This window comes from Halorubrum cibi, assembly GCF_900182635.1.
Classification (GTDB): Archaea; Halobacteriota; Halobacteria; order Halobacteriales; family Haloferacaceae; genus Halorubrum; species Halorubrum cibi.
In genome coordinates this window covers 44,074-68,468 of record NZ_FXTD01000011.1, presented here as the reverse complement: position 1 = coordinate 68,468, position 24,395 = coordinate 44,074, and the positions used below count along the sequence as shown (strand labels likewise).

Genomic DNA, 24,395 nt, shown 5'->3' with positions numbered 1-24,395 from the left:
GTCGCAGGAACACACCGCCGGCCACCGAGTGCGCGGAGCGCCTCGCGTCGAGGGTTCGAACGAGAACGAACGAAAAGCAGATCCCGACGACGACTCCGGGGTTACTTCCCCCAGAACGGGTCGCGCTTCCGGCGGGTCTCGAGGTAGCCCGAGAGCGCCTCGCGCTCGTCGGCGGTGATCTCCTCTTTGAGCTCCTGTTCGAGGATCTTCGCGTGCTTCTCGGGGAGTTCCGTCCAGAGGGTGTCGCCCTCCTCGATGTCGCGGCCGACGGTGGGGCCGTCGATCGCGATGCTCACGCGCTCGCCGGCGCGGGCCTCGTCGACGTCGTCACCCTGCTTCTGGATCCCCGAGAGCCCGCCGACGCGGTGGAACTCGTTGCCCTCGAAGTAGCCCACGTTGCGGTTGTTCTGGAGCGTTCCGGCGATGACCTCGACGCCGACGACCGCGGGGTCGTTCTGTCTGAAAGTGTGATCGGGGAGGAGTCGGAAGCGGGACGGTCGGACCACCTTGTCGAGGACTGTCTCCTGTTGGGCGCGCTGGCGCTCCTCGACGTACGTTTCGTAGTCCTCGATCAGCTGGTAGATCACGTCGTTCGTGAACAGCTTCACGTCGGCGCTCTCGAGCTCCCGCTCGGCGTTCGCGAGGAGGTCGACGTTGAACCCGAGTATCGCCTTGTGCTCGTCCTGGTTGGCCGTCTCCGCCACGGCGATGTCGCGGGGGGCGATGTCGCCGACCTCGGCGCGCAGGATCGGCACCTCCGCCTCCCGGAGCGCGTTCGCCATGGCCTCGAGCGAGCCGAGCGTGTCCGCCTTGATCACGACGCCGTCCTCGGCGGTGTCGACCTCTATCTCCGCGAGCTCGGCTTTCACGTCCTCGATCATCTCCTCGACCGGGTGGTCGCGGACGACTCTGACCGGCGCGCCCGCCATCGCGTCGTCGAGGTCGGGCGCGGCGATCTTCACTCCGGCGGCCGCGCCGACCTCCGCGACCTTCTCGAACTTCTTCTCGGTGCGGATCTCCTCGAGCGGGCGCGGCTGGAGGAGCGCGCGCACCTCGGTGACGATCGGGTCCGCCTGGCCGCCGACGACGATCGTGTCGCCGTTTCTCACCACGCCGTCGTACACCACGGTGTCGATCGTCGCCCCGAACCCCCGTTCGTCTTTGACCTCGAGGACCGTTCCCTCGCCCGGTCCGAACACGTCGATGGCCATCTCCTCTCTCATGAACCGCTGGGAGAGGCCCATCAGCACCGCGAGCAGGTCGGGGATTCCCTCGGCGGTGAGCGCGGAGACGGGGACGACCCCGATGTTCTTCTGGAAGTCCTGGACCCGCCAGTAGAGGTCCGCCGAGAAGCCGGCGTCCGACAGCTGGCCGATGATCTCATAGAGCTTCTCGTTGAGCATCGACTCCGCGCGCTCGGATTGGGCCTCGAGGCTCCGCTGGATCGGCTCGCCCTCCTGCGGGTTCCACCCGGGCGTCGTGTCCACCTTGTTGGCGGCGACGACGAACGGGGTGCCCGTGCGCCGGAGGATGTCTATCGCCTCCTCGGTCTGCGGTTGGAACCCGTCGTTGACGTCGACGACGAGCACCGCGATGTCTGCGAGCGCGCCCCCGCGGGCGCGAAGCGTCGAGAAGGAGTGGTGACCCGGCGTGTCGATGAAGAGCAGTCCGGGCAGATCGAAGTCGTCGGGGTTCACGAGCTCGCCCGCCATCGTCGAGATCGTCGAGAGCGGGATGTCGGTCGCGCCGATGTGCTGGGTGATCGCGCCGGCCTCGCCCTCGCTCACCGCGGAGCCGCGGATCGTATCGAGGAGGCTCGTCTTCCCGTGGTCGACGTGGCCGAGCACGGCGACGATCGGCGTCCGAAGGGTGTCCGTGTGTGTGTCGTCAGTCATGAGAATCGCCCCCCAGAAGGTGGTTGTGTCCCGTTCGGCTCGGCCGTCAGTTAAGTGTTTCAGGACGCGCCCGCGACGGCGGCCGCGGGATCCGCCCCGGAGACGTCGGCGGCGGGATCCGTCGGCCGTCCGTCCGACGGCCCGTGGCGTTTAATACCGTCGACCGGAAGTGTGCCCACATGGCGAACATCTTGGCGGAGAACCTGTCGGGGAAGGCGGTGATGGGCTCGGACGGGACCGAACTCGGCGATCTGTACAACATCACGATGGACCTGAAATCGGGGCAGCTCCACCACCTGCTCGTGAGCCCGCACGAACAGCTCAGCCCCGAGCGCGTGGCGTTCGACGTCGACGAGACGGGACGGCTCCGGGTGCCGGTCGCGAACGTCCAGGCGGTGAAAGACTACATCGTCGTCGGCCGCTGATGAGAGTTCTCGACACGTCCGCGTTCATTCACGAGTACACCACCGACGACCCCGTGGTCTCCGTTCCGGAGGTCCACGACGAACTCAACGGAGAGACCGCGCTCCGGTTCGACGCGATGGAGGGCTCGGGGATGACGATCCACGTGCCGGCCCCGGAGGCGGTGACGAACGTTCAACGCGCGGCCCGCGGCTCCGGCGACGCCGCGGAACTGTCCGAGACCGACGTTCGACTGATCGCGACGGCTCTCGAGCTCGACGCCACCCTCGTCACCGACGACTACGCGATGCAGAACGTCGCCGAGCGGCTCGACTTGGGGGTCGAGCCCATCGCCCGCGACGGGATCACGGAGGAGCGCGAGTGGCGGTTCCAGTGTGTCGGCTGTAGCCGGACCTTCGAGGAGAACCGCGAGCGCTGTCCGATCTGCGGCAGCGATCTCACGCGAAAGAACCCGGCGTAGCCGGCCTCCGATCGACTTAGCCGGCCGGCTCCGACTCGGCGTCGGCCTCCCGTACGGCCTCACCGTCCGGAAGCTCCTCGGTGACGACGTCGTGTTCGCTCCGCGGCAGCCGCCCGCGGAGCCGGCCCGCCACTCGCCGCGCCTCCGTCAGTTCGACCTCGGCGACCGCGCGGACGAGGGCCGCGGCGCGTTCCGCACGAGCACGCTGCCAGGACTCCTCTCGAGCCTGGTACGTCCGGATGGCGCGCATGAAGTCCACCTCGGAGAATTCGGGCCAGTAGGGCGTACAGAAGTAGACCGCCGCCTCGTTGCCGTTGGCGTGCCACGGCAGGAAGTTCGAGGTGCGCTCGTCGCCGCCGGTCCGAACGATGAGGTCGACGTCGCGGATCGGGCGGTCGTAGAGCCGGCGCTCGACCGTCTCGACGTCCACGTCCGCGGGGTCGAGACCGCCCTCCGCGACCTCGCGGGCGACGCCGCGAGCCGCGTCGAGCAGCTCGGTGCGCCCGCCGTACGCGAGCGCGACGTTGAGCGTGAAGCGGTCGTTGTCGGCGGTGCGCTCCTCGGCGTAGTCGACCGCCTCGCGCACCCGCAGCGGGAGCCGATCGACGTCGCCGATGGCGCGGACCTGAACCCCCTGGTCGTGGACGCGGTCGGCGTCCGCGAACTCCAACAGCTTGGCCTCGAGGAGGTCGAAGAGCGGCTCGAGCTCCTCGTCGGGTCGCTCGAAGTTCTCCGTCGAGAAGGCGTACAGCGTCAGCTCCGAGACGCCCAGATCCGCACACCAGTCGAGGACGCGCTCGGTCGTGTCCGCGCCGGCGCGGTGGCCGTCCGGGGCGTCGTCGCCGCGCTCGCGGGCGTATCGACGGTTTCCGTCTTGAATGACGGCGACGTGGGTCGGGACCGTCTCGACCCGCCGGCGGAGGTGCCGCAGGTACGCGCGTTCGACGGCCGAGCGGAGCCGATTCAGCATGACCGGGACAACGCCGCGGGGTCGTATGTAGCTTGTCGTTGTTCCTCGATGACACGGATCGTGAATCGGACGGACGTCCGTCGACCCGAATTCGGCTCGACCCGCGAAAGCGTTATTCGTCGACCCGTCGACGAGGCCCGGTATGGACGCCGCCTACGTCTTTCGCGTCACGTTTCGGATCGATCCCGAGGGAGCGCGCGCCGACCCGGATCGCTTCGAGACGACGGTGGAGGTCCCCGCGGTCGAGCCGGGCGAGGAGGGGTGGCTGTTGTTCCGCGACCGGCTCTGGCGCGGCGAGGTCGGCGACGAGCCGTCGGTCCGCCGGTTCCTCGGCGAGCGGCTGGGAGTCGAGGTGGAGCGCGTCGCGTTCCGCGAACTCCGGACGGACCGCGCGTACCTCGACGCGCTCGAGGCCGCGATCGACGCGGACCGCTCCCGGTTCAACGCGGAGTCGGTCGACGAGGTCCTCCACAAGTACCTCGGGTCGTCGATCCACGTTCGGGACTGATGCCGCGGCGACTCCGCGGCCGTCGCGACCGCTACGTCCGCCACGGCCGTCACGACCGCTACGACCGTCACGATATATATCGGGCCGACCCGTGATTCCGGCCGTGAGCCCTCCATCCGACGACGCGGCCGAGACCCGCGATCGGCCGTCCGACGACGACGCCGGAGACGCGCCGGCCGGTGACGCGTCGACACGCTACTGGATCGTCCGAAAGGCGGTCGAGGACGCGCTGATGAACGTGTTCTGGACGATCGTGTCGCTCGCGCTCGCCGTCGCGCTGCTCTGGTTCGGCGTGATCGCGGCGATCGGCGCGATCGACGGGTCGCTGGTCATGATCCCCGTCGCGGTCGCCCTGCTCGCGCTGGCCGTCGTCACGCTCGCCGTCGCACTCGAGATCCCGCTCCCGCTCGTCGGCGACTGACGCTCGCTCGGCGGCGTCGCCACAACGCACTTATCGGGTCGGCGCCTACGGACGCCCCCATGGTCCTCGCCGAGTACGACTTCCACCTGTTCGACCTCGACGGGACGCTCGTCGACGCCGAGTGGGCGTACACCCGCGGGGTGTTCGACCGCGTCGGCGACCGCCTCGGCCGGCGATTCTCCGACCGCGAGGCGTACGTCCTCTGGCACGGGCTCGGCGGGTCGCGCGCCGGGACCCTCCGCGGGATGGGCGTCGACCCCGACCGGTTCTGGCCGGCCTTTCACGACGTGGAGGACCCGATCGCCCGCGCGGAGGCGACGTACCTCCACGACGACGCGGCCCGGCTGCTCGACCGGCTCGACGCCGCGAACCGCCCCGTCGGACTCGTCACGCACTGCCAGCGGTTCCTCGCCGAGCCCGTCCTCGACCGGCTCGATCTGGACTCCCGGTTCGACGCGGTCGTCTGTTGTACCGACGAGACCGGCTGGAAGCCCGATCCGGATCCCTTGGAGGTCGCGATGGACGCGATGGGCGTCGACGCCCGCGACCGGGGGTACTACGCCGGCGACGGCGAGAGCGACGTGGGCGCGGCCTGGAACGCCGGGCTCGACGCGGTCCACGTCGAGCGCGTCGGCCACGCCGACCGGGGGCGGTGCGTCCTCGGCGACCGCCGCGTGGAGGCCTTCGACGAACTGCTCGAGGCGACCTGAGAGGGACGCCCGAGCGACCCTCCGTCGCGGTGGCGCGCGCGAAGCGAGCGGCGGAGCCGCGAGTCGCGCGGCGAGGCTGGGGAGGCGTGAGGTGCGGTGCGGGAACCGTGCCCGTGACTTCCGCGAGGACCCGATCGCGTCCCCCCGGTTCACGCCCCTCGACCGAAACCGTCGTGAGGCCGCGACCGGAACGCGGGGTATGACGAAGTGGTTCCACAGCGGGCGGCGGCGCGACTGCTGTGCGCTGATCTACGAGGCCGGCGAGCTGCGGGCGCAGTCGCTCAAGAGCCGGCTCGAGACCCACTACGACGAGCGGCTCGATCCGCAGAGCTTCTACGCGACTCTCACCGCGATGGTCGAGGCCGGCTACCTCGCCCGCCGCGCCGAGGGGCTCGGAGACGTCTACACGCTCACCGACGCCGGCGAGGCCGCCCTCCTCGACCACTACGAGTGGCTCTCCGAGCGCGTCGAGGCAGGGACTGTCCGCCTCGACTGTCCCGACGCAGACCGATCCGACGCCGACCGCCCTGACGATCACCTCCCTGATGACGCCGGCAGCGACGACGCCGACCTCAAAGGTTAACAACATTCGGGGAGTGAATTATTACATATGACCGTCGTCAGCGTGTCGATGCCCGAGGAGTTGCTCAACCGGATCGACGAGTTCGCCGACGAACACGGCTACACCGGCCGAAGCGAGGTGATACGGGAGGCCTCCCGAAACCTCCTCGGCGAGTTCGAGGACAACCGGCTGGAGGACCGCCGGCTGATGGCGGTCGTGACGGTGCTCTTCGACTACGAGACGACGAGCGTCGAGGAGCGGATGATGCGGCTCCGACACGAACACGAGGGGCTCGTCGCCTCCAACTTCCACAACCACGTCGGCTCCCGATACTGTATGGAACTCTTCGTCCTCGAGGGGAGCCTCGCCGACATCTCCACGTTCGTCGGGAAGGTCCGCGCCACGAAGGACACTCTCACCGTCGACTACAGCGTGACTCCCGTCGACGAGTTCGGCGCGGACGGACTGGAGGCCCTCGACGGAGCGGGCGGACACGGCCACGCCCACGACGGCGGGACCGGCGAGGACGACGAGTAACGCGAGGGAGGCGAGTAACGCGAAGTCGACGAAAACGCCGGATCACTGTCGCGAGGCGGCCACGTTCGCGACCGCGGTCGCGAAGTCCTCGCCCGTGATAGCGACCTCGTCGGCGTGGTCGTTCGCGGCCTCGCCGTGTTCGTCCGCGACCCGCTCGATCGCGGTCATCGCCGCCTCCCGGCAGACCGCCGCGATCTCCGCGCCGGAGTAGCCGTCCGTCTCGTCGGCGAGCCGGTCGAGGTCGACGTCCTCGGTCATCGGCTTCTCGCGGGTGTGGACCGCGAACACCGCCCGCCGGGCCTCGCGGTCCGGCTCGGGCACCTCGACGTGCGTCTCCAGCCGGCCGGGACGCAACAGCGCGCGGTCGATCGCCGACCGGCGGTTCGTCGCGGCGAGCACCACCAGGTTCGGGTTGTCGCTCGCGCGGTCCAGCTCGGTCAGCAGCTGGGAAACCACGCGCTCGCCGACGCCGGATCCGTCGCCGCCCCCGCCGTCGCGGTCCGCGGCGATCGCGTCGATCTCGTCGAAGAAGACGATCACGGGAGCGGCCTGTCTGGCCCGATCGAAGAGGTCGCGCACCGCCTTCTCAGACTCGCCGACGTACCGGTCGAGCAGCTCCGGACCGGCGACCTGAATGAAGTTGACCCCGCTCTCGCCCGCGATCGCCCGCGCGAGAAGCGTCTTCCCGGTGCCCGGCGGCCCGTGTAACAGGACGCCCGTCGGCGGGTCCGCGTTCGCGGCATCGAACAGCGGTCCGTACGTGAGCGGCCAGCTCACCGCCCTCTCCAGCTTCTCTTTCGCGCCGTCGAGCCCGCCCACGTCCCCGAAGTCCGTGGTGGGCTGCTCGGCGACGTACTCGCGCATCGCGCTCGGCTCGACCGCGGCGTGGGCCGCCTCGAAGTCGGCCCGCGTGACGGTCACCGAATCGAGCGCCCGCGCGTCGGTCTCCCGGGCGCGCCGGAGCGCGGTCATCGCGGCCTCCTGGGTCAGCCCTTCGATGTCCGCGCCGACGAAGCCGTGGGTCCTGCTCGCGATCCGGTCCAAGTCCACGTCGTCGGCGAGCGGCATGCGTCGGGTGTGGACGTCGAGGATCTGCCTGCGGCCCGCCTCGCCGGGGACGCCGATCTCGATCTCCCGGTCGAACCGTCCGCCGCGGCGGAGCGCCGGGTCCAGCGAGTCCACCCGGTTCGTCGCGCCGATGACGATCACGTCGCCGCGGGCGTCGAGTCCGTCCATGAGCGAGAGCAGCTGGCCGACGACGCGGTTCTCCACGTCGCCGCCGTCGTCGCGCTTTCCCGCGATCGAGTCGATCTCGTCGAAGAAGACGATCGCGGGCGCATCCTCGCTCGCGCGCTCGAACACCTCGCGGAGCCGCTCCTCCGATTCCCCCTTGTACTTCGACATGATCTCCGGACCGTCGACCGTGATGAACGTCGCGTCCACCTCGTTGGCGACGGCGCGGGCGATGAGCGTCTTCCCCGTTCCCGGCGGCCCGTACAGCAGGACGCCCTTCGGCGGGTCGACCCCGAGCCGGGTGAACACCTCCGGCTCCGAGAGCGGCAGCTCGATGGTCTCGCGCACCAGCTCCAGCTCCTCGTCGAGCCCGCCGATGTCCTCGTAGGTCGCGCCGGCGGTGTGGTCCGCCGGGGGCGTCGATCCCCCGCCCGCGGGACGGCCGTCGGTTCCGGGGGGCGAGTCGGCCGCCTGCGTTCCCGACGTGCCGGAGTCGGATCTCCTCCCGGAACCGCGCCGGGTTCCGTCGGACCGTGACTCGGTTCGATCGCGTTCCTCGTCCCTCCCGTCGTAATCGACCGACACGTCGGTGCCGGTGGTGACTCGGACGGTGCCGCTCGGGTCGGGCTCGCCGACGACGAACCGGAGGCCGCCGAGCCGCTCGACGTGGACGGCCTCGCCGCGGGAGATCGGTCGGTCGCGGAGGTCGCGGGCGAGCGCGCGCTCGACGACCTCGCGGCTCACGTCGACCTCGGCGAGCCGGGCGGGTGCGTCGAAGACGACCCGGTCGGCGTCGACGACGTCGACGGGACTGACCGTGACGGCGTCGCCGACCTTCACGCCGGCGTTCGCGCGGGTGTCGGCGTCGATGAGGACGGAGCCGTCCTGCGCGTCGGGGCCGCCCGGCCACACCTTCGCGACGGCGGAGCGCTCGCCGTCGATCCTGACCGTGTCGCCGCTGAGGAGGCCGAGTCGCTTGCGCGCGGGTTCGGGGAGCCTGGCGATGCCGCGGCCCGCGTCGCGCTTCTCGGCGGCGCGGACGGTGAGCGTGACGCCGGCAGTCTCGTTCATGGGTCGCCTTCCGCCCGCTGGTCCTTTACCCTTACTCGGGGCGTCCGCGACCGCGATGCTCCCGACCGACCGCGACGCCTCCTCGCCGATCGCGACGCCGCCTCATCGACCGCAACCGCCTTACCCCGGCCGACCGGGTGTGCGAGCATGCAACCGACAGGCGACCTCCGCGGCGACGCCGTCCACGTCGGCGGGGACGCCAGACAGCGGTTCTACGACTCGCGCGGCTACGGCCGCCCGGTCGGCGGGAACGCGATCGAGCTCTCACGAGTCGAGGCCGCCCACCTGCTGTTCCGCGGCGACCTCTCGGGAGTGCGTCTCGGCGGCGACGGCGACGACCCCGCCGGCTTCGAGCGGTTCTTCGTCGACAGCGCCGCCGCGGCCGACCGGTTCGCGGTTCGTTATCTCGTCTACGCCGACCTCCGCGACCGCGGGTTCTACCTCTCGCCCGCCCGCGAGCCGTGGCCGGGCGGTCGGGCCGACGTGGCGGACGCGGTCGACGTCGTGGCCTACGAGCGGGGGTCGACGCCCGACACCGGGGACGTTCACTATCCGGTGCGCGTGGTGGGCGAACGCGAGTCGGTCCCCGCGGACGACGTGGCCGGGCAGACCCTCGCCGTCGTCGACGAGGAGAGCGACATCACCTACTTCGAGACCGGCCGCCCCGACCTGACGGGCTCGACCGACTACGACCCGCCCGCCGACCTGACCGGCGTCCTGCTCGCCGACCGGGTCGTCGTCTGGGACGCGCCGCCCGCCCTCTACGAGCGCGGGTTCTACGGCCAGCCGCTCTCCGGACGAGCCGCCGCCGTCGAGGGGATCGTCCAGCTCTCGCTCGTCGAGGCCGCGTCGCTCGCGGCCGACGGCGTCCTCCGGCTCTCCGAGGTCGTCGTCGGGGAGAACGGCGACGGCGACATCGAGCCGACGGGCGACGACGACACCGTCCCCGCCGGCGACGATCACGCGAGCGCTACGGCCGCGATCGTCGCCCGCGGCCGCGCGGTCGAGGGCGACCGGTTCGGCCGTCGGCTGGCGACATACCGCGACCTCCGCGAGCGTCGGACCGTCCCCAAGACGGGGTTCAAGTTCGGCGCGGACTTCCGGACGTACCTCGACGTGGAGACCGTCGAGGACCTCCCGCACTCCGAACACCTCGTTCGAGTGGTCGAGCCCGATCACGTCTTCGCCCCCCGGGAGCTCTCGCTCGACGTGCGGCTCGCCGGCGGCGTCCGTAAGAAGCTGGTGTTCGCGCTGGTCGACGGGAACGGAGATCCGGGAGGCGCTGGAACCGACGACGGGATCGAGTGGCTCTCGGTCGGGCGACTGACGCCGTGAGGTCCGAGGAACGCTGACGCGCGCGTCGTCTACCGACCCGGCCGGCGAGCCACACACGCGCAAGCGAACGGTTTTTGCGTCGACCGCCGGGAGGGGAGGTATGGACGAGGACACCCCCCGCACGGACGGCGGGACCGAGCGCGCTGACGGCGAGTCGACCGAGGACGTCGCGCTCGACCCGTGGGGGTCGGCGTCGGTCGGCGACTACGCCGACCTGTTCGCCGAGTTCGGCATCGAGGCGTTCGACGACGTCGCCGACGACGTGGTCGATCACCACTACCTGATGCGCCGCGGCGTCATCTTCGGCCACCGCGAGTACGACGCGGTCGCGGAGGCGATGGCGAACGGCGAGCCGTTCGCCGCGCTCTCGGGGTTCATGCCCACCGGCGACCCGCACATCGGTCACAAGCTCGTGTTCGACGAGCTGATCTGGCACCAAGAGCGCGGCGGCGACGTCTTCGGGCTGATCGCCGACCTCGAGGCCCACTCGGCCCGGGGGATGTCGTGGGACGAGATCGACGAGCACGCCCGGAGCTACCTGCTCTCGCTTCTCGCACTCGGGTTCGACCCCGAGGACGGCGAGCTGTATCGGCAGTCCGACAACCGCGAGGTCCAGGACCTCGGCTTCGAACTGGGATCGAAGGCCAACTTCTCGGAGTTCGAGGCGATCTACGGCTTCGACGGCGAGACGAACATCTCGCACATGCAGAGCGTCGTCACCCAGACCGCGGACATCCTCTACCCGCAGCTGGTCGACGAGCCGAAACCCACCGTCATCCCGGTCGGTCCCGACCAAGACCCGCACGTTCGGCTCACCCGCGACCTGGCTACCCGGCTCCGGTACTTCAAGGTGACCGAGGCGTTCGCGAGCTTCGAGGCCGATGAGGAGGTTCACCAGATCATCGCGGACGCGTACGACGACCTCAAAGAGGAGGCTGAAAAGCGAGATGTCGATATGATACGGTGCGGCTGGGCCGCCCAGTATATCGATGGAGGAATGGATTCCGTGACCTGGGACATAAACGAGTTCCCAGACAAAGACACGGTGTTAGCAGGGACGAAACCGGACCCGGAACGGGATGCGATCAACAACCTCCGTAACGCGGTCAAAGAACCGCTCCGCCCGCGCGTCCGCTTCCTCGACCGCAACGCCACCGACGAGGCGTTCGAGGCGCTGATCGAGGCGATCGACGGCGAGAAGCGTGTCTTCGAGGGGCACGTCGACGCGTTCGAGATGACTCGCGAGGAGGCCGAGTCGCTGGCGCGGGAAGTCGAGATCGACCACAACGGGTTCGGCTTCCGGCAGCCCTCCTCGATCTACCACCGATTCATGACCGGGCTCACCGGCGGGAAGATGTCCTCTTCCATCCCCGCGAGCCACATCTCGCTTCTTGACGACCCCGAGGACGGGTACGACAAGGTGCGGTCCGCGACGACCGGCGGGCGCGACACGGCCGAGGAGCAGCGCGAGCTCGGCGGCGAGGCCGACGAGTGCCCCGTCTACGAACTGTACGCCTACCTGCTCGCGGGCGACGACGACGGGCTCGCGGCGGAGGTGTACTCGGAGTGCGTGAACGGCGAGCGCCTCTGTGGCGGCTGTAAGGAACAGGCCGCGGAACTCATGCGCGAGTTCTTGGAAGACCACCAGGAGAAACGCGAGGAGGCCGAGGAGCTCCTGGAGGACCTCGACATCGACCTCGATTCCGATCGGCGCGGGACGGGCGGCGAGCACTGAGGGCGACGCCGATCACGCCGCCGACCGTTCCGGCTCAGTCGGACGGGAGCGGGAGGACGCGAGCGCGGCCGCTACGTGACTGACGATCCGGTATGAATGGTGGACGGCCGGGGTAGCCCGGTGTTCCGGCACGGGGTATCCCGGTTGCCTCCTCCACCCCGCGACCCGACGAGCGACGGGCGTCCGGCGGTGGGCTGCTCGCTTCCGCGCCTGACCCGTTGTCGCCGGCGAACCGCGACGGACCGCTCCTGCGAGCGGGCATCGCGGACCGCTGTCCCCGGCGGACGAGGCTTCCACGTTGGCTCTCGGGGCCCGCGCCGGTCTATCCGGACGCGCCCGGTGTTCGGTCCCCGCTGAAGACTACCTCACGGGTGGAGAGCGGGGCCTAACCGCCCGACCTAGTCCGGGCTGTCCTACATCGGTGCCACATAAGGGCCTTTCGTTCGCGGGACCGGAGACGGACTCGCGACGGCTTCGCGACGGCTTCGCTCGGTTCTCGGACCTACTCGAGCAGCTCCCGAGCGTAGACGCCGGCGGAGACGGGGACCGGCAGCGACGCGGCGGTCACCGCGGGCGCGTGATACTCGAGCCAGCGGTGCTCGCCGAACATCGTCGTCGGCTCGACGGAGAGCCACCAGAGCGCCGCGAGCAGGGTCGTCGCGGCTCCGAGGACGACGAGCGCGCCGGCGAGCGTCCCGGGATCGACGTTCCCCCGCTCGACGGAGGCGAACACGACCGCGCTCAACAGCGCGAACAGCGCCACTCCGCCGGCGCCCACGGGGCCGGCCGTGTAGTAGCCGGCGAGCTGGGCGTCGAAGCCCGAAACGAGCGCGTACGGCACGGCGAGCAGGAGCGCGCTGACGAGGGCGGCGGCGATTCCGACCTGTCGAGAGCGGGCGCGGACGTTCATGTCTCGAGATACTCGGTCGGCGCGGTAAAAGGACCGGATCGCGGTCGTTTCTCCACCCGATCCCGCCGCCGAGCCCGCACCGTTTTGGCCCCGCGGCGCGGACGGGCGGACATGTCGCTCGACATCGAGACGCCGGACCCGCCGGAGCTGTCCGCCGTCGACCCGAACGAGTACGAGGACGCCGACGTGGCCGGCGGCGAGTACCGCCGTGACGACCTGTCGGCGTTCCTGCGCGAGGGGGCCTGGGAGGAGGCGTTCGCGGAGTGGGCCGCCGACAGCGACCTCGACGAGTCGGACTGGCGGATCGTCGAGGACCTCGGTCTCGTCTCCCGGTTCGACTTCTTCTGGGACTCCTTCGCCGACCGCGTGGGGTATCACGCGCCGGGGATCCCAGAGGACTGGAAGGAGAAGAACTATCACGACGACCTCGACTCGTGGGGCTCCGTCTCCGCGATCAACGCCGGGCTCACGGAGCTCGGGCAGGTCGTCTGTGACGTCCTCAAAGACGAGTACATCGAGTGGGAGTCGGCCTACGAGGCCCCCGACGACCTCCCGGACTTCGACGCGTGACCGTGTCGAAGGAGGAGTTCACCCCGCCGTCGATCCCGCCGTTCGACGCCGACGCGGCCGACGCGGCCCGCGATCGGCAGGCCGAACTGACGAAGCCCCCCGGGAGCCTCGGCCGACTGGAGGACCTCGCGGTCGCGCTCGCCGGGCTCGCTGGCGATCCCAGACCGCAGCTCTCGAACCCGACCGTCGTCGTCGCCGCCGCGGACCACGGCGTGGTCGACCGGGGCGTCTCGGCGTACCCGAAGTCCGTGACCCGCGCCATGCTCCGGAACTTCGCGGCCGGCGGGGCCGCCGTCTCCGCGATCGGCGAGGTCGTCGGCGCGGAGACGCTCGTCGTCGACGCGGGCGTCGATGGGCCGCCGGTCGAGGTCGACGGATCCATCGGGATCGTCGACGAGCGGATCGGCTCCGGCACCGCCGACCTCGCCGCGGGACCGGCGATGTCTCGCGCCGACGCGGTCGCGTCGCTGTCGGCCGGCGTCCGGACCGCTCGAACGCGGCTCTCTGAGGCCGGGATCGCGGCGCTCGGTGAGATGGGGATCGGCAACACCACGGTCGCCGCCGCGCTCACGGCGGCGCTCTCGGGCGCGGATCCGGACCGGGTCACGGGTCCGGGGACCGGCGTCGACGAGGAGACCCGCGCGCACAAGGTCGCGGTCGTCGAGCGCGCGCTCGCGACGAACGGGCTCGCGGATGGTGGGGAGCCGGACGTCGGTTCCGACGTCGACCCCGTCGAGGTGCTCCGGCGCGTCGGCGGCTACGAGGTCGGCTTCCTCGCCGGCGTCGCGATCGGCTGTGCGGCCGATCGAACTCCCGTCGTCGTCGACGGCGTGGTCTCGGGCGCGGCCGCGCTCGTCGCGGACGCGGTCACGGCGGACGTGCGGCCCTACCTCCTCCCGTCCCACGTCGGAAGCGAACCCGGCCACGCGGTCCAACTCGACGTCCTCGATCTCGAACCGCTCTTCGATCACGGCCTCCGGCTGGGCGAGGGCTCCGGCGCGGCGCTGGCGCTCGCGACCTACAGAGCCGCCTGCCGGACTCACGACCGGATGGCGACGTTCGCGGAGGTGGGCATCGAACGATAACGGAGCGGATCGGGGTCGGTACTCACTCCGCTTCGACGGAACTTCACTCCGTTTCGATGCTCCGTTTCGACGAGACGTCGCACGCGTGTCGCGCGCACCGACGCGTCACTGACCGCGATACCGACCCATAGCACCGGCAACGAGGAGGGCGAGAACCGTGGCGACGACGCCGAATCCGGGGATACCGTCGTCGGTATCGGTCGAGTCGTCCCCGTCGGTATCGGTCGAGTCGTCCACGTCGGTGTCGGCCGAATCGGTTTCCCCGCCACCGTCGTCCGAGGTGTTCCCGTCGGCGTCGCCCGTGTCGGATCCGGGCGTATCGGTCCCGTTCGCGATCTCGACGCCCTCGACCGTCACCGGATCGGACGCGACGGCCTCGTGCCGTGCGACGATCGTTCGGTTCCCGGCGGACGATATCGGAACGGCGATCTCCCCGCGATCGTCGGTCTCGCCCACGGCGTCACCGTCGACTTCGACCGCCGCGCCGGCCACCGGCTCGGCGTACGCGTTCCGCACCGTCACGCGGGTCGTCTCGCCGACGAGGACGCGCTCGTTCGCCGGCGTGACGTTCAGAGCCGGAGTCCGACGCGCCGTGACGTTCGTGCTCACCGAGGTCTCCCCGACCCTGATCCGTTTGGGCGTGGCGTCGTATCCGTCCCTTACGACGGCGACCGTGTACGCGGCGTTCACGGGCACGTTGAGCGAAGCCGTCCCCTCGGTCACGCTCACCTCGCCGTCGTACACCGACGACGACACTCGGATCGCTCCGGTCTCGATCGGGACGGGCGGGTCGAAGTGATCGTCGAAGGTGCGCACGTCGAGCGCCGCGGTGCCCCGCTCGATACCGACCGTCGTCTCCGCGTTCCGCGTCACCGTCACCGACCGCTCCGTCTCGAGGTATCCCGGTTTCACGACGGTAACGTCGTAGGTCCCGCGCTCGAGGCGGGCCGTCTCGTAGACGCCGTCCGAACCGGTCTCGCCACGGTCGACGGCTCTCCCGTCCTCGCGGACGGTCACCCTCGCGCCGGCCTGCGATCGGTTCCGATCGTCGACGACCGTCACCGTCGCGGTTCCGCTTCGGGAGACGCCGAGCGCGACGTCGGTCGCGCTCGCATTGGCGATCCGAAGCGGTCGGTTCCGGACGTAAACGCCGTCGTCGACGTCCAGTTCGACGCTCGATCCCTCGGGAACGTCGAGGAGCACGTTTCCGTTGCTCGCCGTCGTGCCCGACGCGGTCCCCGTCTCGTCGGACTCGGTCTCCCACGTCGCCTCGACGGTCACGCCGCCGACGGCGTCACCGTCCTGATCGGCGACCGAGACGGTGAGCGTAACCGGGTCGGCGGCGACGCCGCCGGTCGCAACGAGCGCGACGAACAGTACTGCCCCTCCGACGACCGCCGAACGTGGGGTGTTCATACGCGAGACACAGGGGTTTCCACGGTATTGGTATGGGCCGACTACCGGGCCTTCACCGCGATTTCTCTCCTCGAATTCCCGCCGGTCCCGTCCCGGTTCTTCCGCGGTCCCGTTCCGGTTCTTCCGCGACTCCGACCCCGACTCCGCCGTATTCAAATACGCGCGCCAAGACCAACGGATATGGAGCAGATCGACGACCAGTACACGCCGGCCGACGTCGAGTCGGCGGTCGCGGAGTACTGGGCCGACGCCGACGCCTACGAGGCGGCGAAGGAGGCGCACGCCGACGACCCGCCCTTCTTTTTCGTCGACGGGCCGCCGTACACCTCCGGACAGATGCACCTCGGCACCGCCTGGAACAAGACGCTGAAGGACGCCGTCATCCGGCACAAGCGGATGACCGGCCACCGCGTCACGGACCGGCCGGGCTACGACATGCACGGGCTCCCGATCGAGGTGAAAGTCGAGGAGGAACTCGGCTTCGAGAACAAACGCGACATCGAGGAGTACGGCATGGAGCCGTTCATCGAGCGGTGTAAGGAGTTCGCCCTCGACAACCGGGCGGCGATGGACGAGGACTTCGAGTCGATCGGCGTCTGGATGGACTGGGAGAACCCCTACGAGACGATCGACCCCGAGTACATGGAGGCCGCGTGGTGGGCCTTTTCGAACGTCGCCGAGAACGATCTCGTCGAGCAGGGGAAACGCTCCATCTCGCAGTGCCCGCGGTGTGAGACCGGCCTCGCGAACAACGAGGTGGAGTACGAGGACGTCGAGGACCCCTCGATCTACGTGAAGTTCCCCCTGTCCGACCGCGAGGGGAGCCTCGTGATCTGGACGACGACGCCGTGGACGATCCCGGCGAACACCTTCGTCGCCGTCGACGAGGAGCTCACCTATAACGCGGTCCGCGCCGAGAAGGACGGCGAGGAGGAACTGCTCTACGTCGCCGAGGCGTGCGTCGAGGACGTTCTCGGGGAGGGCCGGTACGACGATTACGAGATCGAAGCGGAGCTCGCCGGCGAGGACCTCGTCGGCTGGGCGTACGACCACCCGCTCGCCGACCGGCTCGCCGACTACCCCGACTTCGAGGGGGCGGGGCAGGTGTACGCCGCCGACTACGTCGAGGCGGACCGCACCGGGCTCGTCCACTCCGCGCCCGGCCACGGGGAGGAGGACTTCCGCCGCGGCAGCGAGCTCGGCCTCGAGATATTCTGTCCCGTGGGACCGAACGGGGAGTTCGCCGACGCGGCCGGCGAGTACGCCGGGCAGTTCGTCCGCGACGCCAACGAGGAGATCATCGACGACCTCGTCGCCGACGGCCACATGCTCGCTCACGGTACCGTCGAGCACAGCTACGGCCACTGCTGGCGGTGTGACACCGGGATCATCCAGCTCGTCACCGACCAGTGGTTCATCTCGATCACGGACGTGAAAGACGACCTCCTCGCGAACATGGAGGAGTCGGAGTGGCATCCGCAGTGGGCTCGCGACAACCGGTTCCGCGACTTCATCGAGGACGCGCCCGACTGGAACGTCTCTCGACAGCGCTACTGGGGTATCCCGATCCCGATCTGGGTCCCCGAGGACGCGGAGGCCGGGAACCTCGACGACGACATGATCGTGATCGGCACCCGCGAGGAGCTGGCCGAGCGCGTCGAGGAGGACGTCGACCCCGACACCATCGACCTCCACCGACCCTCCGTCGACGGCCTCACGATCGTCGAGGACGGGACGACCTACCGACGCGTCGAGGACGTCTTCGACGTGTGGCTCGACTCCTCGGTGGCCTCGTGGGGCACGCTCGGGTACCCGAGCGAGACGGACGCCCACGACGAGCTGTGGCCCGCCGACCTCATCATCGAGGCGCACGACCAGACGCGCGGCTGGTTCTGGTCGCAACTGGGAATGGGGACCGCCGCGGTCGGCGAGATCCCCTACGAGGAGGTGATCATGCACGGGTTCGCCAACGACGAGGACGGCCGCAAGATGTCCAAGTCCGTCGGCAACATCGTCACGCCGGAGGAGGCGATCGAGCGGGCCGGCCGCGACCCCCTCCGGACGTACCTGCTCAGCCACGACCAGCAGGGCGTCGACCTCGCGTTCGAGTGGGACGGGCTCGGCGAGATCCAGGGGAAGCTCAACATCCTCTGGAACGTCTTCCGCTTCCCGCTCGAGTACATGGAACTCGACGGCTACGACCCGGCCGAGGCCGACCTCTCCGACGGTGAGCTCGAACTCGTCGACGAGTGGGTGCTCTCGCGGCTCCAGTCCGTCGAGACGGAGGTCATCGAGGCGTGGGACGACTACCGCGTCAGCGACGCGGTCAACGCCGTGATCGAGTTCGTCACCCAGGACGTCTCGCGCTTCTACGTCAAGGCCGTTCGCGACCGGATGTGGGAGGAAGCCGACTCCGCCTCGAAGCGCGGGGCGTACGCCACCCTCGCGACCGTCCTCGACGAGGTGATTCGACTGCTCGCGCCGATCGCGCCGTACCTGACCGAGCGGATGTACCGAACGCTCGACGGCGAGGCGACCACGGTCCATCAGCTCGCCTACCCCGAGCCCGACGACGACCTGCGCGACCCCGACCTCGAACGCGACGTGGCGGTCTTCCGCGACGTGGAGGAGGCCGCGGCGAACGCCCGCCAGCAGGCCGGTCGAAAGCTCCGCTGGCCGGTTCCGCGGGTCGTCGTCGAGACCGACGACGACGCGGTCGCCGGCGCGGTCGACCGGCTCTCCGACCTGATCGCCGACCGCGTCAACGCCCGAGAGGTGACCGTCACCGACGCCTTCGACGAGCTGATAGAGACCGCGGAGCCGCGGATGTCGGAGATCGGCCCGGCCTTCGGCGGCGACGCGCAGAAGGTGATGGAGGCGGTCCAGGGGGCGACCCGAGCCGAAGTCGAGGCGGGGATCACGGTCGACGGCGACCCCGTCGACCTCGACGACTCGATGGTCGAGTACGTCGCGGAGCCACCGGAGAGCGTCACCGGCGTCGACTTCGACGGCGGGACGGTGTACGTCGATACCTCGCTCACCCCCGCGATCGAGTCGGAGGGGTACGCCCGCGACGTGATCCGGCGAATCCAGGAGATGCGCAAGGACCTCGACCTCGACGTCGAGGCGCGAATCCGCGTTGGCGTCGCCGTCGACGACGAGCGCGTCGGCGGCTTCGTCGAGGAGCACGCCGACCTGATCGCGGGCGAGGTCCGCGCCGACGGGTGGCTCGAGGATCCGGCCGACGCCGCGAACGGTTCCGGCGGGCTCGTCGAGGAGTGGGACGTCGAGGACGTCACGATAACGATCGGGATCGAACCGGTCGCGTAGCGCGTTCTCGCGACACCCACCATCCCCGATTCTCTCGCCTTCCGCGACGGTCACACGACGATCGACGGCGGCGCTCGACCGACCCCGAAACGTATACCTAGTCCCCTCTCCACGGGACGTGTATGCGTGTTCGACCGGCGCGTCCCGGCGACGCCGAGACGCTTCGGACGACGGTTTCCCGCGCCCGCGAGGCGACGGTGTTCGACGACATCGGCGCGCCGCTTCTGGACGTCTCGGCAGCCGGCGTCCGGGAGGCGGCCGTGGGCGCGGAGTGCTGCTTCCTCATGGAGGACGACGACGGCCCGATCGGGGTGGCGATCGCCCATCCCGACGAGGAGGGATCCGAGGCCGAACTCCTCGCGCTGTGGGTCCACCCGGAACACGTCGGGGAGGGCGTCACCGAGGAACTGCTCGCGCGCGTCGCGTCGGCGCTCTCCGACCGCGGCGTCGACACCCTCCGCGCGAGCGTCCCCGACGACCGACCGAGCGCCCGCGAGTTCTACCGCGCTCACGGATTCGACCGCCGCGCGGTGCGACGCGGTCCCGCCGGCGACGAGATCGTCGTGGCGGTCGACATCGAAACGATCGCCTGAGGCCCGTCGTTCCGGCCTCGGATCGACGCCCGTCCCGCACTCTCCCGACGTGACGATCTCCGACCTCGGTCCGGCGCTCCTCGATGCGAGCGGGGAGACCGTGGCCGTCGCCGCGCTCGCCACCGCGGTCGTCTCGACGCTCGCTATCGCGGTCGCGTACCGCTAGAAACCGCTCCGAACCAGTCCTCCAAACCGCTCACTTCAGGCGCTCCTGGAGAAACGAGGGGTGGGCGGCGGTGACGCCGTCGACGGCGAGCAGCTCGTCGCTGATCACGTCGCCCAGTTCGTCGCCGTCGGCGGCACGGACCTCCGCCATCAGCATGTGATCGCCCGATGAGGTGTACAGCGCCTCGACCTCCTCGAGCGCCTTCAGATCGCGGGTCGCCGAGACGTACTTGCCCGAGTCCACGTCCATCCCCACCATCGCGATCGACTGCGTCGAGAGCTTCTTCGGGTCGACGTCGGCCGAGTAGCCCACGATGACGCCCTCCTCCTCGAGCTTGTCGATGTACTTTCGCACCGTTGGCTTCGAGACCTCCGCCCGCTCCGCGATCTCCCCGCAGGAGGCCTGCGCGTCCTCCTCCAACACCGAGAGGATACGCTCTTCCGTCGAGACGGTACTCATACGAACTCCTTTGTCACCACGGAAAAAATACCTTGCGAACCCGAAAACGGAAGACAGAGATCTCGAACCGGGCCGTCGGGCTTACTCGTGTTTGTCGACGAACTGGTCGTACGAGCGCTCCCAGTCGTAGTCGTCGTCCCAGTAGCGCTCGGCCAGCGGCTCCTCGGGCATCTCGCCGATCTGTCGCTTCTCCTGGCCGTAGGAGAGGCGATCCTCGTCGACGTAGAAGCGGCCGGTGAGCACCTCGCCCTCGTAGAGCGCCTCTTCCGTCGTCCGCATCATCTCCGCGGCCTCGACGCGGTCGGTCTTGTCGAAGTCGTAGTCGTCGGAGTCGTTGACGTCGATGTACGGGACGTACTGCCGGGCGTCCTTGTTCCAGGTCGGACACTGCGTCAGGAAGTCGACGTGCGCGAACCCGTCGTGTTCGATCGCCTCGATCAGGATCTCCTTGGCCTGGTTCGGGTTGACCGCGGCCGTCCGGGCGACGTAGGAGGCCCCGGCGTTCAGCGACAGCGAGAGCGGCTTGAGCGGCTCCTTGGCGCTGCCGTGGGGCTGCGTCTTCGACTTGTGACCCTTCGGGCTGGTCGGCGACGTCTGCCCCTTGGTGAGCCCGAAGATCTCGTTGTTGAACACGATGTAGGTCATGTCGTGGTTCTCCCGGGCCGTGTGGATGAAGTGGTTCCCGCCGATCCCGTAGCCGTCGCCGTCGCCGCCGGCGGCGATGACCTCGAGGTCGGGGTTCGCGAGCTTCGCGGCACGGGCCACGGGCAGCGAGCGGCCGTGGATCGTGTGGAAACCGTAGGTGTCGAGGTAGCTGTTCAGCTTGCCCGAACAGCCGATCCCGGTACAGAGAAGCGTCTCCTCGGGCGATCGGCCGACTTCGGGAAGCGCCTGTTTCAACGCCTTCAGGACGCTGAAGTCGCCGCAGCCGGGACACCAGGTGGGTTGCGGCTCGACGCCGGGCGTGTACTCGTCGCGGTCGATCTCTCGTTCCTCTCCGATGGCTGAAAACGTGCTCATGGGTTAATCACCTGCTGCTGGGACGAAGGTGGTCTGATGGTCGGACGCGTCGCCGTCGCCCTCGATGATCGCCGCCTCGAAGCCGTCGACGACCTCGGCCGGCTCGAACGGGTTCCCGTTGTACTTGAGGAGGCTCGACAGCTTCTCCCCGTACCGGCCGAGGTTCTTCTGGACGAGCCCGCGGAACTGCCCGGAGGCGGTCATCTCGACGACGAGGACCTCGTCGACGCTCTCGATGAACGCCTCGACCTCCTCGGTCGCGAACGGAAGCATGTCGGAGACGCCGAGCGACTTCACCGAGACGCCGGCCTCGTTGAGCCGACCGACGGCCTCCTCGACGGTTCCCTGCTGGCTGCCGAACGTGAGAATGCCGTACTCGGCGTCGTCGGGGCCGGCGTACGAGCTCGTGTCCTCGGTGTCCAGGTCCGCCCGGATCGCCTCGAGCTTCTGGGTGCGTCGGTCGATCTGTGCGACCCGGTTGTCGGGCGACTCGCTGATGTGGCCCGTGGGGTCGTGCTCGTTGCCCGTCGCGAGGAAGCGACCGCCCTTCTGGCCGGGGATCGACCGCGGGGTGACGCCGTCCTCGACGTCGTGTTGGAAGCGGTGGAACTTCCCGTCCGCCGAGTGGGGCTGTTCGGCGAGCTCCTCCTCGGTGAGCGTCTTGCCGAGCGTCGGGTTCGGCTCGCGGTCGAAGTGGCTCTTGGGGACGTTCTTCAGCTCGCCGCCGAGCTTCTGGTCATACAGGAGGATCGTCGGGATCTGGTACTCGTAGGCGAGTCGGAAGGCGATCCGCGACTGCTCGTACGCCTCCTCGACCGTGCCGGGGGCCAAGACGACCCGCTGGGAGTCGCCCTGGGAGGTGTACAGGACGTGCTCGAGGTCGGACTGCTCCGGCTTCGTCGGCATTCCGGTCGACGGGCCGGCGCGCATCGCCTCGACGAGGACGAGCGGCGTCTCCGTCATCTCGGCGAGCCCGAGCGGCTCGGACATCAGGGCGAAGCCGCCGCCCGAGGAGCCGGACATCGCCTTCACGCCGGCGTGGGAGGCCCCCACGGCCAGCGCGGCCGCCGCGATCTCGTCTTCGACCTGCTCCGAGATCCCGCCCAGCTCGGGCAGGTTCTGGGTCATGATCGTGAACACTTCCGTCCACGGCGTCATGGGATAGCCCGCGATGAACCGGCACCCCTCGTCGATCGCGCCGTACGAGATGGCGTCGGAACCGGACATGAGGAGCTGCGTCTCCTCGTGTTCGCCGGTCGGGACCGAGACGTCGACGCCGTCGACGTCGTACTCCTCGCGGACCTGGTCGTAGGCGGTCTCGAGGATCTCGAGGTTGGGGTCGAGGATCTTCTCGGGCATCGCGTCGCGCATCAGGTCCTCGACGTGCTCGAGGTCCATGCCGATCAGCGCACAGGTCGCGCCGACGCCGGCGGTGTTGCGCATCACTTCCCGACCCATGTCGCGGGCGAGCCCGCGGAGGTCGAGCGGGAAGACGTGCCAGTCGTTCTCCTCGGCGCGCTCGTCGAAGTTCGGGATCTCCGAGGGATCGAGGAGGCCCTCGTCGTAGACGATGACGCCCCCCTCGCGGAGCTCGTCGAGGTTCTCGGAGAGCGGCTTGATCTCCTCGTTCCCGTAGACGGCACCCTCCTGCGGGTTGCGAGCGAAGGAGTCCCCGAGCGCCAACAGGAAGTTGTAGCCGTCGCCGCGGGAGTCGACCGGGTCCGCCGCCGCGCGGATCTCCGTGTACGTGTGGCCCCCACGGATCCGGGACGGGTAGTGCCGGTGTGTGAACACGTTCAGCCCCGATCGCATCAGGGCCTTCGCGAAGTTCTGGCTGGTGGAAGCGATCCCGTCGCCGGACCCTCCCGATATCCGCCAGATGAGTTCTTCGTCAGTCATATTGTGGATCTTGGCCCGGTAAGGCCCAGTAGCCAGACGTTGTGTCGGTCACCTCTTAGGGTTTGCTATGGATTCACATGAAACGATCATGAACGATCCCCGGAGCGAAGCCCCCTCGCCGGTGCGTACGGGGGTTCCGAGGTCCGGCGTGGAGGCCGAACGGCGAGCCGACGCCGCTCGCGTCGAGCGGTCGGGCGACGGCGGTCCGCGCCCTTTTAGACCGTCCTCCGCGGAACGGGGGTATGCTCACGTTCATCGGACTCGGCCTCCACGACGAGCGCTCGATCACCGTCGAGGGGCGCAAGGCGCTCCGGTCGGCCGACCGGGTCTTCGCGGAGTTCTACACCAGCCGACTCGTCGGCGCGGACGTCGCGGACCTCGAGGCCGCCCACGGCGTCGACATCGAGGTGCGCGACCGCGAGGGAGTCGAGCGCGACCCGGAACCGATCCTCGCGGCCGCCGAGGCCGGTGACGCCGCCTTCCTCACCGCCGGCGACACGATGATCTCGACGACGCACACCGACCTCCGATTGCGGGCCGAAGAACGGGGGATAGAGACGCGGGTGATCCACGGCGTTACCGCCCAGTCGGCCGCCTCGAGTCTCACCGGCCTCCAGAACTACCGGTTCGGGAAGGCCGTGACGCTCCCGTTCCCCTACGCACACGGCGGCGACGGCGTGCCGGGCAGCGTACGCGAGACGATCGAGGCGAACCGCGAGCGCGGGCTCCACACCGTCGTCTACCTCGACATCAAGGTGGGGACCGGCCCGTCGGGTCCCGATCCCGATCACGAGGAGTACATGACCGCCGACTACGCGGCGGGCCTCCTCGCGGACGGCTGGCGCGACGAACTGGCCGTCGTCGTCGCCCGTGCCGGTTCGCCGGACGCGGTCGTCGACGCGGACCGGCTCTCGGCACTCGCCGGCCGCGAGTTCGGCGACCCGCTCCACCTCCTCGTGATCCCCGGCGACCTCCACCACGTCGAGGCGGAGGCGCTCGTCGGGCTGGCCGGCGCGCCCGAGTCGCTCCTCGAGGAGTGAATTCTCCCGAGGAGTGAACCGGAGCGGCGCACCGACCCTCACGATTA

At 69.6% G+C, this 24,395-nt stretch carries 22 protein-coding genes and 1 other RNA gene; 14 read left to right on the top strand and 9 right to left on the bottom strand.

Annotated elements, in window-relative coordinates:
- Positions 1 to 101: 101 nt before the first annotated feature.
- Positions 102 to 1,895 carry a translation initiation factor IF-2 gene (infB, locus tag FN829_RS13665; protein ID WP_142987519.1) on the bottom strand — a complete coding sequence of 598 codons (1,794 nt, stop codon included), beginning with the start codon at positions 1,893 to 1,895 and terminating at the stop codon, positions 102 to 104.
- A 179-nt stretch (positions 1,896 to 2,074) separates the two neighbouring features.
- On the opposite strand from infB, the gene FN829_RS13660 reads away from it, so the two are divergent.
- Positions 2,075 to 2,320, top strand: a complete 246-nt coding sequence (locus tag FN829_RS13660; protein WP_142987518.1) for a PRC-barrel domain-containing protein — start codon at positions 2,075 to 2,077, stop codon at positions 2,318 to 2,320.
- Positions 2,320 to 2,778: an NOB1 family endonuclease gene (locus tag FN829_RS13655; RefSeq protein ID WP_142987517.1), complete on the top strand. Its 459-nt coding sequence runs from the start codon at positions 2,320 to 2,322 to the stop codon at positions 2,776 to 2,778. Before FN829_RS13660 ends, FN829_RS13655 begins: the two co-directional genes overlap by 1 nt.
- 16 nt (positions 2,779 to 2,794) lie before the next feature.
- On the opposite strand, the gene uppS is transcribed toward FN829_RS13655, so the two are convergent.
- Positions 2,795 to 3,748 carry a polyprenyl diphosphate synthase gene (gene uppS / locus FN829_RS13650; protein WP_142987516.1) on the bottom strand — a complete coding sequence of 318 codons (954 nt, stop codon included), beginning with the start codon at positions 3,746 to 3,748 and terminating at the stop codon, positions 2,795 to 2,797.
- Between the two features lie 142 nt (positions 3,749 to 3,890).
- On the opposite strand from uppS, the gene lwrS reads away from it, so the two are divergent.
- The 5 genes from lwrS to FN829_RS13625 all read left to right on the top strand — a co-directional run bounded on the left by lwrS (position 3,891) and on the right by FN829_RS13625 (position 6,486).
- Positions 3,891 to 4,256 carry an LWR-salt protein gene (gene lwrS / locus FN829_RS13645; RefSeq protein ID WP_142987515.1) on the top strand — a complete coding sequence of 122 codons (366 nt, stop codon included), beginning with the start codon at positions 3,891 to 3,893 and terminating at the stop codon, positions 4,254 to 4,256.
- 103 nt (positions 4,257 to 4,359) lie between these two features.
- The gene (locus tag FN829_RS13640; RefSeq protein ID WP_142987514.1) at positions 4,360 to 4,677 is read left to right on the top strand and encodes a hypothetical protein; all 318 of its coding nucleotides are present in this window, start codon (positions 4,360 to 4,362) and stop codon (positions 4,675 to 4,677) included.
- 59 nt (positions 4,678 to 4,736) lie between these two features.
- Positions 4,737 to 5,387 (top strand): HAD family hydrolase, encoded by a 651-nt coding sequence (locus FN829_RS13635; RefSeq protein WP_142987513.1) that lies wholly within the window; start codon positions 4,737 to 4,739, stop codon positions 5,385 to 5,387.
- A 199-nt stretch (positions 5,388 to 5,586) separates the two neighbouring features.
- Positions 5,587 to 5,970 (top strand): PadR family transcriptional regulator, encoded by a 384-nt coding sequence (locus FN829_RS13630; protein ID WP_142987512.1) that lies wholly within the window; start codon positions 5,587 to 5,589, stop codon positions 5,968 to 5,970.
- A gap of 27 nt (positions 5,971 to 5,997) precedes the next feature.
- Positions 5,998 to 6,486, top strand: a complete 489-nt coding sequence (locus FN829_RS13625) for a CopG family ribbon-helix-helix protein (protein WP_142987511.1) — start codon at positions 5,998 to 6,000, stop codon at positions 6,484 to 6,486.
- Between the two features lie 42 nt (positions 6,487 to 6,528).
- Here FN829_RS13625 and FN829_RS13620 read toward each other — a convergent pair whose 3' ends face one another.
- On the bottom strand, positions 6,529 to 8,790 hold the full coding sequence (locus tag FN829_RS13620; RefSeq protein WP_142987510.1) for an AAA family ATPase: 2,262 nt from the start codon (positions 8,788 to 8,790) through the stop codon (positions 6,529 to 6,531).
- A 147-nt stretch (positions 8,791 to 8,937) separates the two neighbouring features.
- On the opposite strand from FN829_RS13620, the gene endA reads away from it, so the two are divergent.
- Positions 8,938 to 10,125 (top strand): tRNA-intron lyase, encoded by a 1,188-nt coding sequence (endA, locus tag FN829_RS13615; RefSeq protein ID WP_142987509.1) that lies wholly within the window; start codon positions 8,938 to 8,940, stop codon positions 10,123 to 10,125.
- A 100-nt stretch (positions 10,126 to 10,225) separates the two neighbouring features.
- The gene (locus tag FN829_RS13610) at positions 10,226 to 11,860 is read left to right on the top strand and encodes a tryptophan--tRNA ligase (protein WP_142987508.1); all 1,635 of its coding nucleotides are present in this window, start codon (positions 10,226 to 10,228) and stop codon (positions 11,858 to 11,860) included.
- Between the two features lie 97 nt (positions 11,861 to 11,957).
- On the opposite strand, the gene ffs is transcribed toward FN829_RS13610, so the two are convergent.
- Positions 11,958 to 12,266, bottom strand: an RNA gene (gene ffs / locus FN829_RS13605) — signal recognition particle sRNA.
- Positions 12,267 to 12,362: 96 nt separating this feature from the next.
- Entirely contained in the window at positions 12,363 to 12,770 is a 408-nt protein-coding gene (locus tag FN829_RS13600) for a DUF7548 family protein (RefSeq protein WP_142987507.1), read from the bottom strand.
- A 111-nt stretch (positions 12,771 to 12,881) separates the two neighbouring features.
- Here FN829_RS13600 and FN829_RS13595 point away from each other — a divergent pair, with 111 nt between their 5' ends.
- Entirely contained in the window at positions 12,882 to 13,340 is a 459-nt protein-coding gene (locus tag FN829_RS13595) for a hypothetical protein (protein WP_142987506.1), read from the top strand.
- Complete coding sequence (gene cobT / locus FN829_RS13590; protein ID WP_221929844.1) at positions 13,337 to 14,425, top strand: nicotinate-nucleotide--dimethylbenzimidazole phosphoribosyltransferase; 1,089 nt, start codon at positions 13,337 to 13,339, stop codon at positions 14,423 to 14,425. Before FN829_RS13595 ends, cobT begins: the two co-directional genes overlap by 4 nt.
- A gap of 105 nt (positions 14,426 to 14,530) precedes the next feature.
- Here cobT and FN829_RS13585 read toward each other — a convergent pair whose 3' ends face one another.
- Positions 14,531 to 15,841 (bottom strand): carboxypeptidase-like regulatory domain-containing protein, encoded by a 1,311-nt coding sequence (locus FN829_RS13585; protein WP_142987505.1) that lies wholly within the window; start codon positions 15,839 to 15,841, stop codon positions 14,531 to 14,533.
- A 180-nt stretch (positions 15,842 to 16,021) separates the two neighbouring features.
- On the opposite strand from FN829_RS13585, the gene ileS reads away from it, so the two are divergent.
- The gene (gene ileS, locus FN829_RS13580; RefSeq protein ID WP_142987504.1) at positions 16,022 to 19,171 is read left to right on the top strand and encodes an isoleucine--tRNA ligase; all 3,150 of its coding nucleotides are present in this window, start codon (positions 16,022 to 16,024) and stop codon (positions 19,169 to 19,171) included.
- Positions 19,172 to 19,293: 122 nt separating this feature from the next.
- Positions 19,294 to 19,764 carry a GNAT family N-acetyltransferase gene (locus FN829_RS13575; protein ID WP_142987503.1) on the top strand — a complete coding sequence of 157 codons (471 nt, stop codon included), beginning with the start codon at positions 19,294 to 19,296 and terminating at the stop codon, positions 19,762 to 19,764.
- Between the two features lie 196 nt (positions 19,765 to 19,960).
- Here the strand turns inward: FN829_RS13575 and lrpA1 are convergent, their stop codons facing one another.
- The 3 genes from lrpA1 to FN829_RS13560 form a co-directional block, all read right to left on the bottom strand.
- A complete protein-coding gene (gene lrpA1 / locus FN829_RS13570) occupies positions 19,961 to 20,389 on the bottom strand; it encodes an HTH-type transcriptional regulator LrpA1 (protein ID WP_142987502.1) in 429 nt (142 codons plus the stop codon).
- 81 nt (positions 20,390 to 20,470) lie between these two features.
- Positions 20,471 to 21,409 (bottom strand): thiamine pyrophosphate-dependent enzyme, encoded by a 939-nt coding sequence (locus FN829_RS13565; RefSeq protein WP_142987501.1) that lies wholly within the window; start codon positions 21,407 to 21,409, stop codon positions 20,471 to 20,473.
- 3 nt (positions 21,410 to 21,412) lie between these two features.
- Positions 21,413 to 23,308, bottom strand: a complete 1,896-nt coding sequence (locus FN829_RS13560) for a 2-oxoacid:acceptor oxidoreductase subunit alpha (protein WP_142987500.1) — start codon at positions 23,306 to 23,308, stop codon at positions 21,413 to 21,415.
- A gap of 242 nt (positions 23,309 to 23,550) precedes the next feature.
- On the opposite strand from FN829_RS13560, the gene dph5 reads away from it, so the two are divergent.
- Positions 23,551 to 24,348: a diphthine synthase gene (gene dph5, locus FN829_RS13555; RefSeq protein ID WP_142987499.1), complete on the top strand. Its 798-nt coding sequence runs from the start codon at positions 23,551 to 23,553 to the stop codon at positions 24,346 to 24,348.
- Positions 24,349 to 24,395 lie beyond the last annotated feature (47 nt).

What these genes read in the sequence shown, in the direction of transcription:
- FN829_RS13560 (WP_142987500.1), bottom strand. Translation starts at nt 23,308, where the DNA reads ATGACTGACGAAGAACTCATCTGGCGGATATCGGGAGGGTCCGGCGAC.
- FN829_RS13630 (WP_142987512.1), top strand. Translation starts at nt 5,587, where the DNA reads ATGACGAAGTGGTTCCACAGCGGGCGGCGGCGCGACTGCTGTGCGCTG.
- infB (WP_142987519.1), bottom strand. Translation starts at nt 1,895, where the DNA reads ATGACTGACGACACACACACGGACACCCTTCGGACGCCGATCGTCGCC.
- FN829_RS13595 (WP_142987506.1), top strand. Translation starts at nt 12,882, where the DNA reads ATGTCGCTCGACATCGAGACGCCGGACCCGCCGGAGCTGTCCGCCGTC.
- FN829_RS13575 (WP_142987503.1), top strand. Translation starts at nt 19,294, where the DNA reads ATGCGTGTTCGACCGGCGCGTCCCGGCGACGCCGAGACGCTTCGGACG.
- FN829_RS13600 (WP_142987507.1), bottom strand. Translation starts at nt 12,770, where the DNA reads ATGAACGTCCGCGCCCGCTCTCGACAGGTCGGAATCGCCGCCGCCCTC.
- FN829_RS13610 (WP_142987508.1), top strand. Translation starts at nt 10,226, where the DNA reads ATGGACGAGGACACCCCCCGCACGGACGGCGGGACCGAGCGCGCTGAC.
- FN829_RS13585 (WP_142987505.1), bottom strand. Translation starts at nt 15,841, where the DNA reads ATGAACACCCCACGTTCGGCGGTCGTCGGAGGGGCAGTACTGTTCGTC.
- lrpA1 (WP_142987502.1), bottom strand. Translation starts at nt 20,389, where the DNA reads ATGAGTACCGTCTCGACGGAAGAGCGTATCCTCTCGGTGTTGGAGGAG.
- FN829_RS13565 (WP_142987501.1), bottom strand. Translation starts at nt 21,409, where the DNA reads ATGAGCACGTTTTCAGCCATCGGAGAGGAACGAGAGATCGACCGCGAC.
- FN829_RS13625 (WP_142987511.1), top strand. Translation starts at nt 5,998, where the DNA reads ATGACCGTCGTCAGCGTGTCGATGCCCGAGGAGTTGCTCAACCGGATC.
- FN829_RS13655 (WP_142987517.1), top strand. Translation starts at nt 2,320, where the DNA reads ATGAGAGTTCTCGACACGTCCGCGTTCATTCACGAGTACACCACCGAC.
- FN829_RS13635 (WP_142987513.1), top strand. Translation starts at nt 4,737, where the DNA reads ATGGTCCTCGCCGAGTACGACTTCCACCTGTTCGACCTCGACGGGACG.
- lwrS (WP_142987515.1), top strand. Translation starts at nt 3,891, where the DNA reads ATGGACGCCGCCTACGTCTTTCGCGTCACGTTTCGGATCGATCCCGAG.
- FN829_RS13620 (WP_142987510.1), bottom strand. Translation starts at nt 8,790, where the DNA reads ATGAACGAGACTGCCGGCGTCACGCTCACCGTCCGCGCCGCCGAGAAG.
- dph5 (WP_142987499.1), top strand. Translation starts at nt 23,551, where the DNA reads ATGCTCACGTTCATCGGACTCGGCCTCCACGACGAGCGCTCGATCACC.
- uppS (WP_142987516.1), bottom strand. Translation starts at nt 3,748, where the DNA reads ATGCTGAATCGGCTCCGCTCGGCCGTCGAACGCGCGTACCTGCGGCAC.
- FN829_RS13660 (WP_142987518.1), top strand. Translation starts at nt 2,075, where the DNA reads ATGGCGAACATCTTGGCGGAGAACCTGTCGGGGAAGGCGGTGATGGGC.
- endA (WP_142987509.1), top strand. Translation starts at nt 8,938, where the DNA reads ATGCAACCGACAGGCGACCTCCGCGGCGACGCCGTCCACGTCGGCGGG.
- ileS (WP_142987504.1), top strand. Translation starts at nt 16,022, where the DNA reads ATGGAGCAGATCGACGACCAGTACACGCCGGCCGACGTCGAGTCGGCG.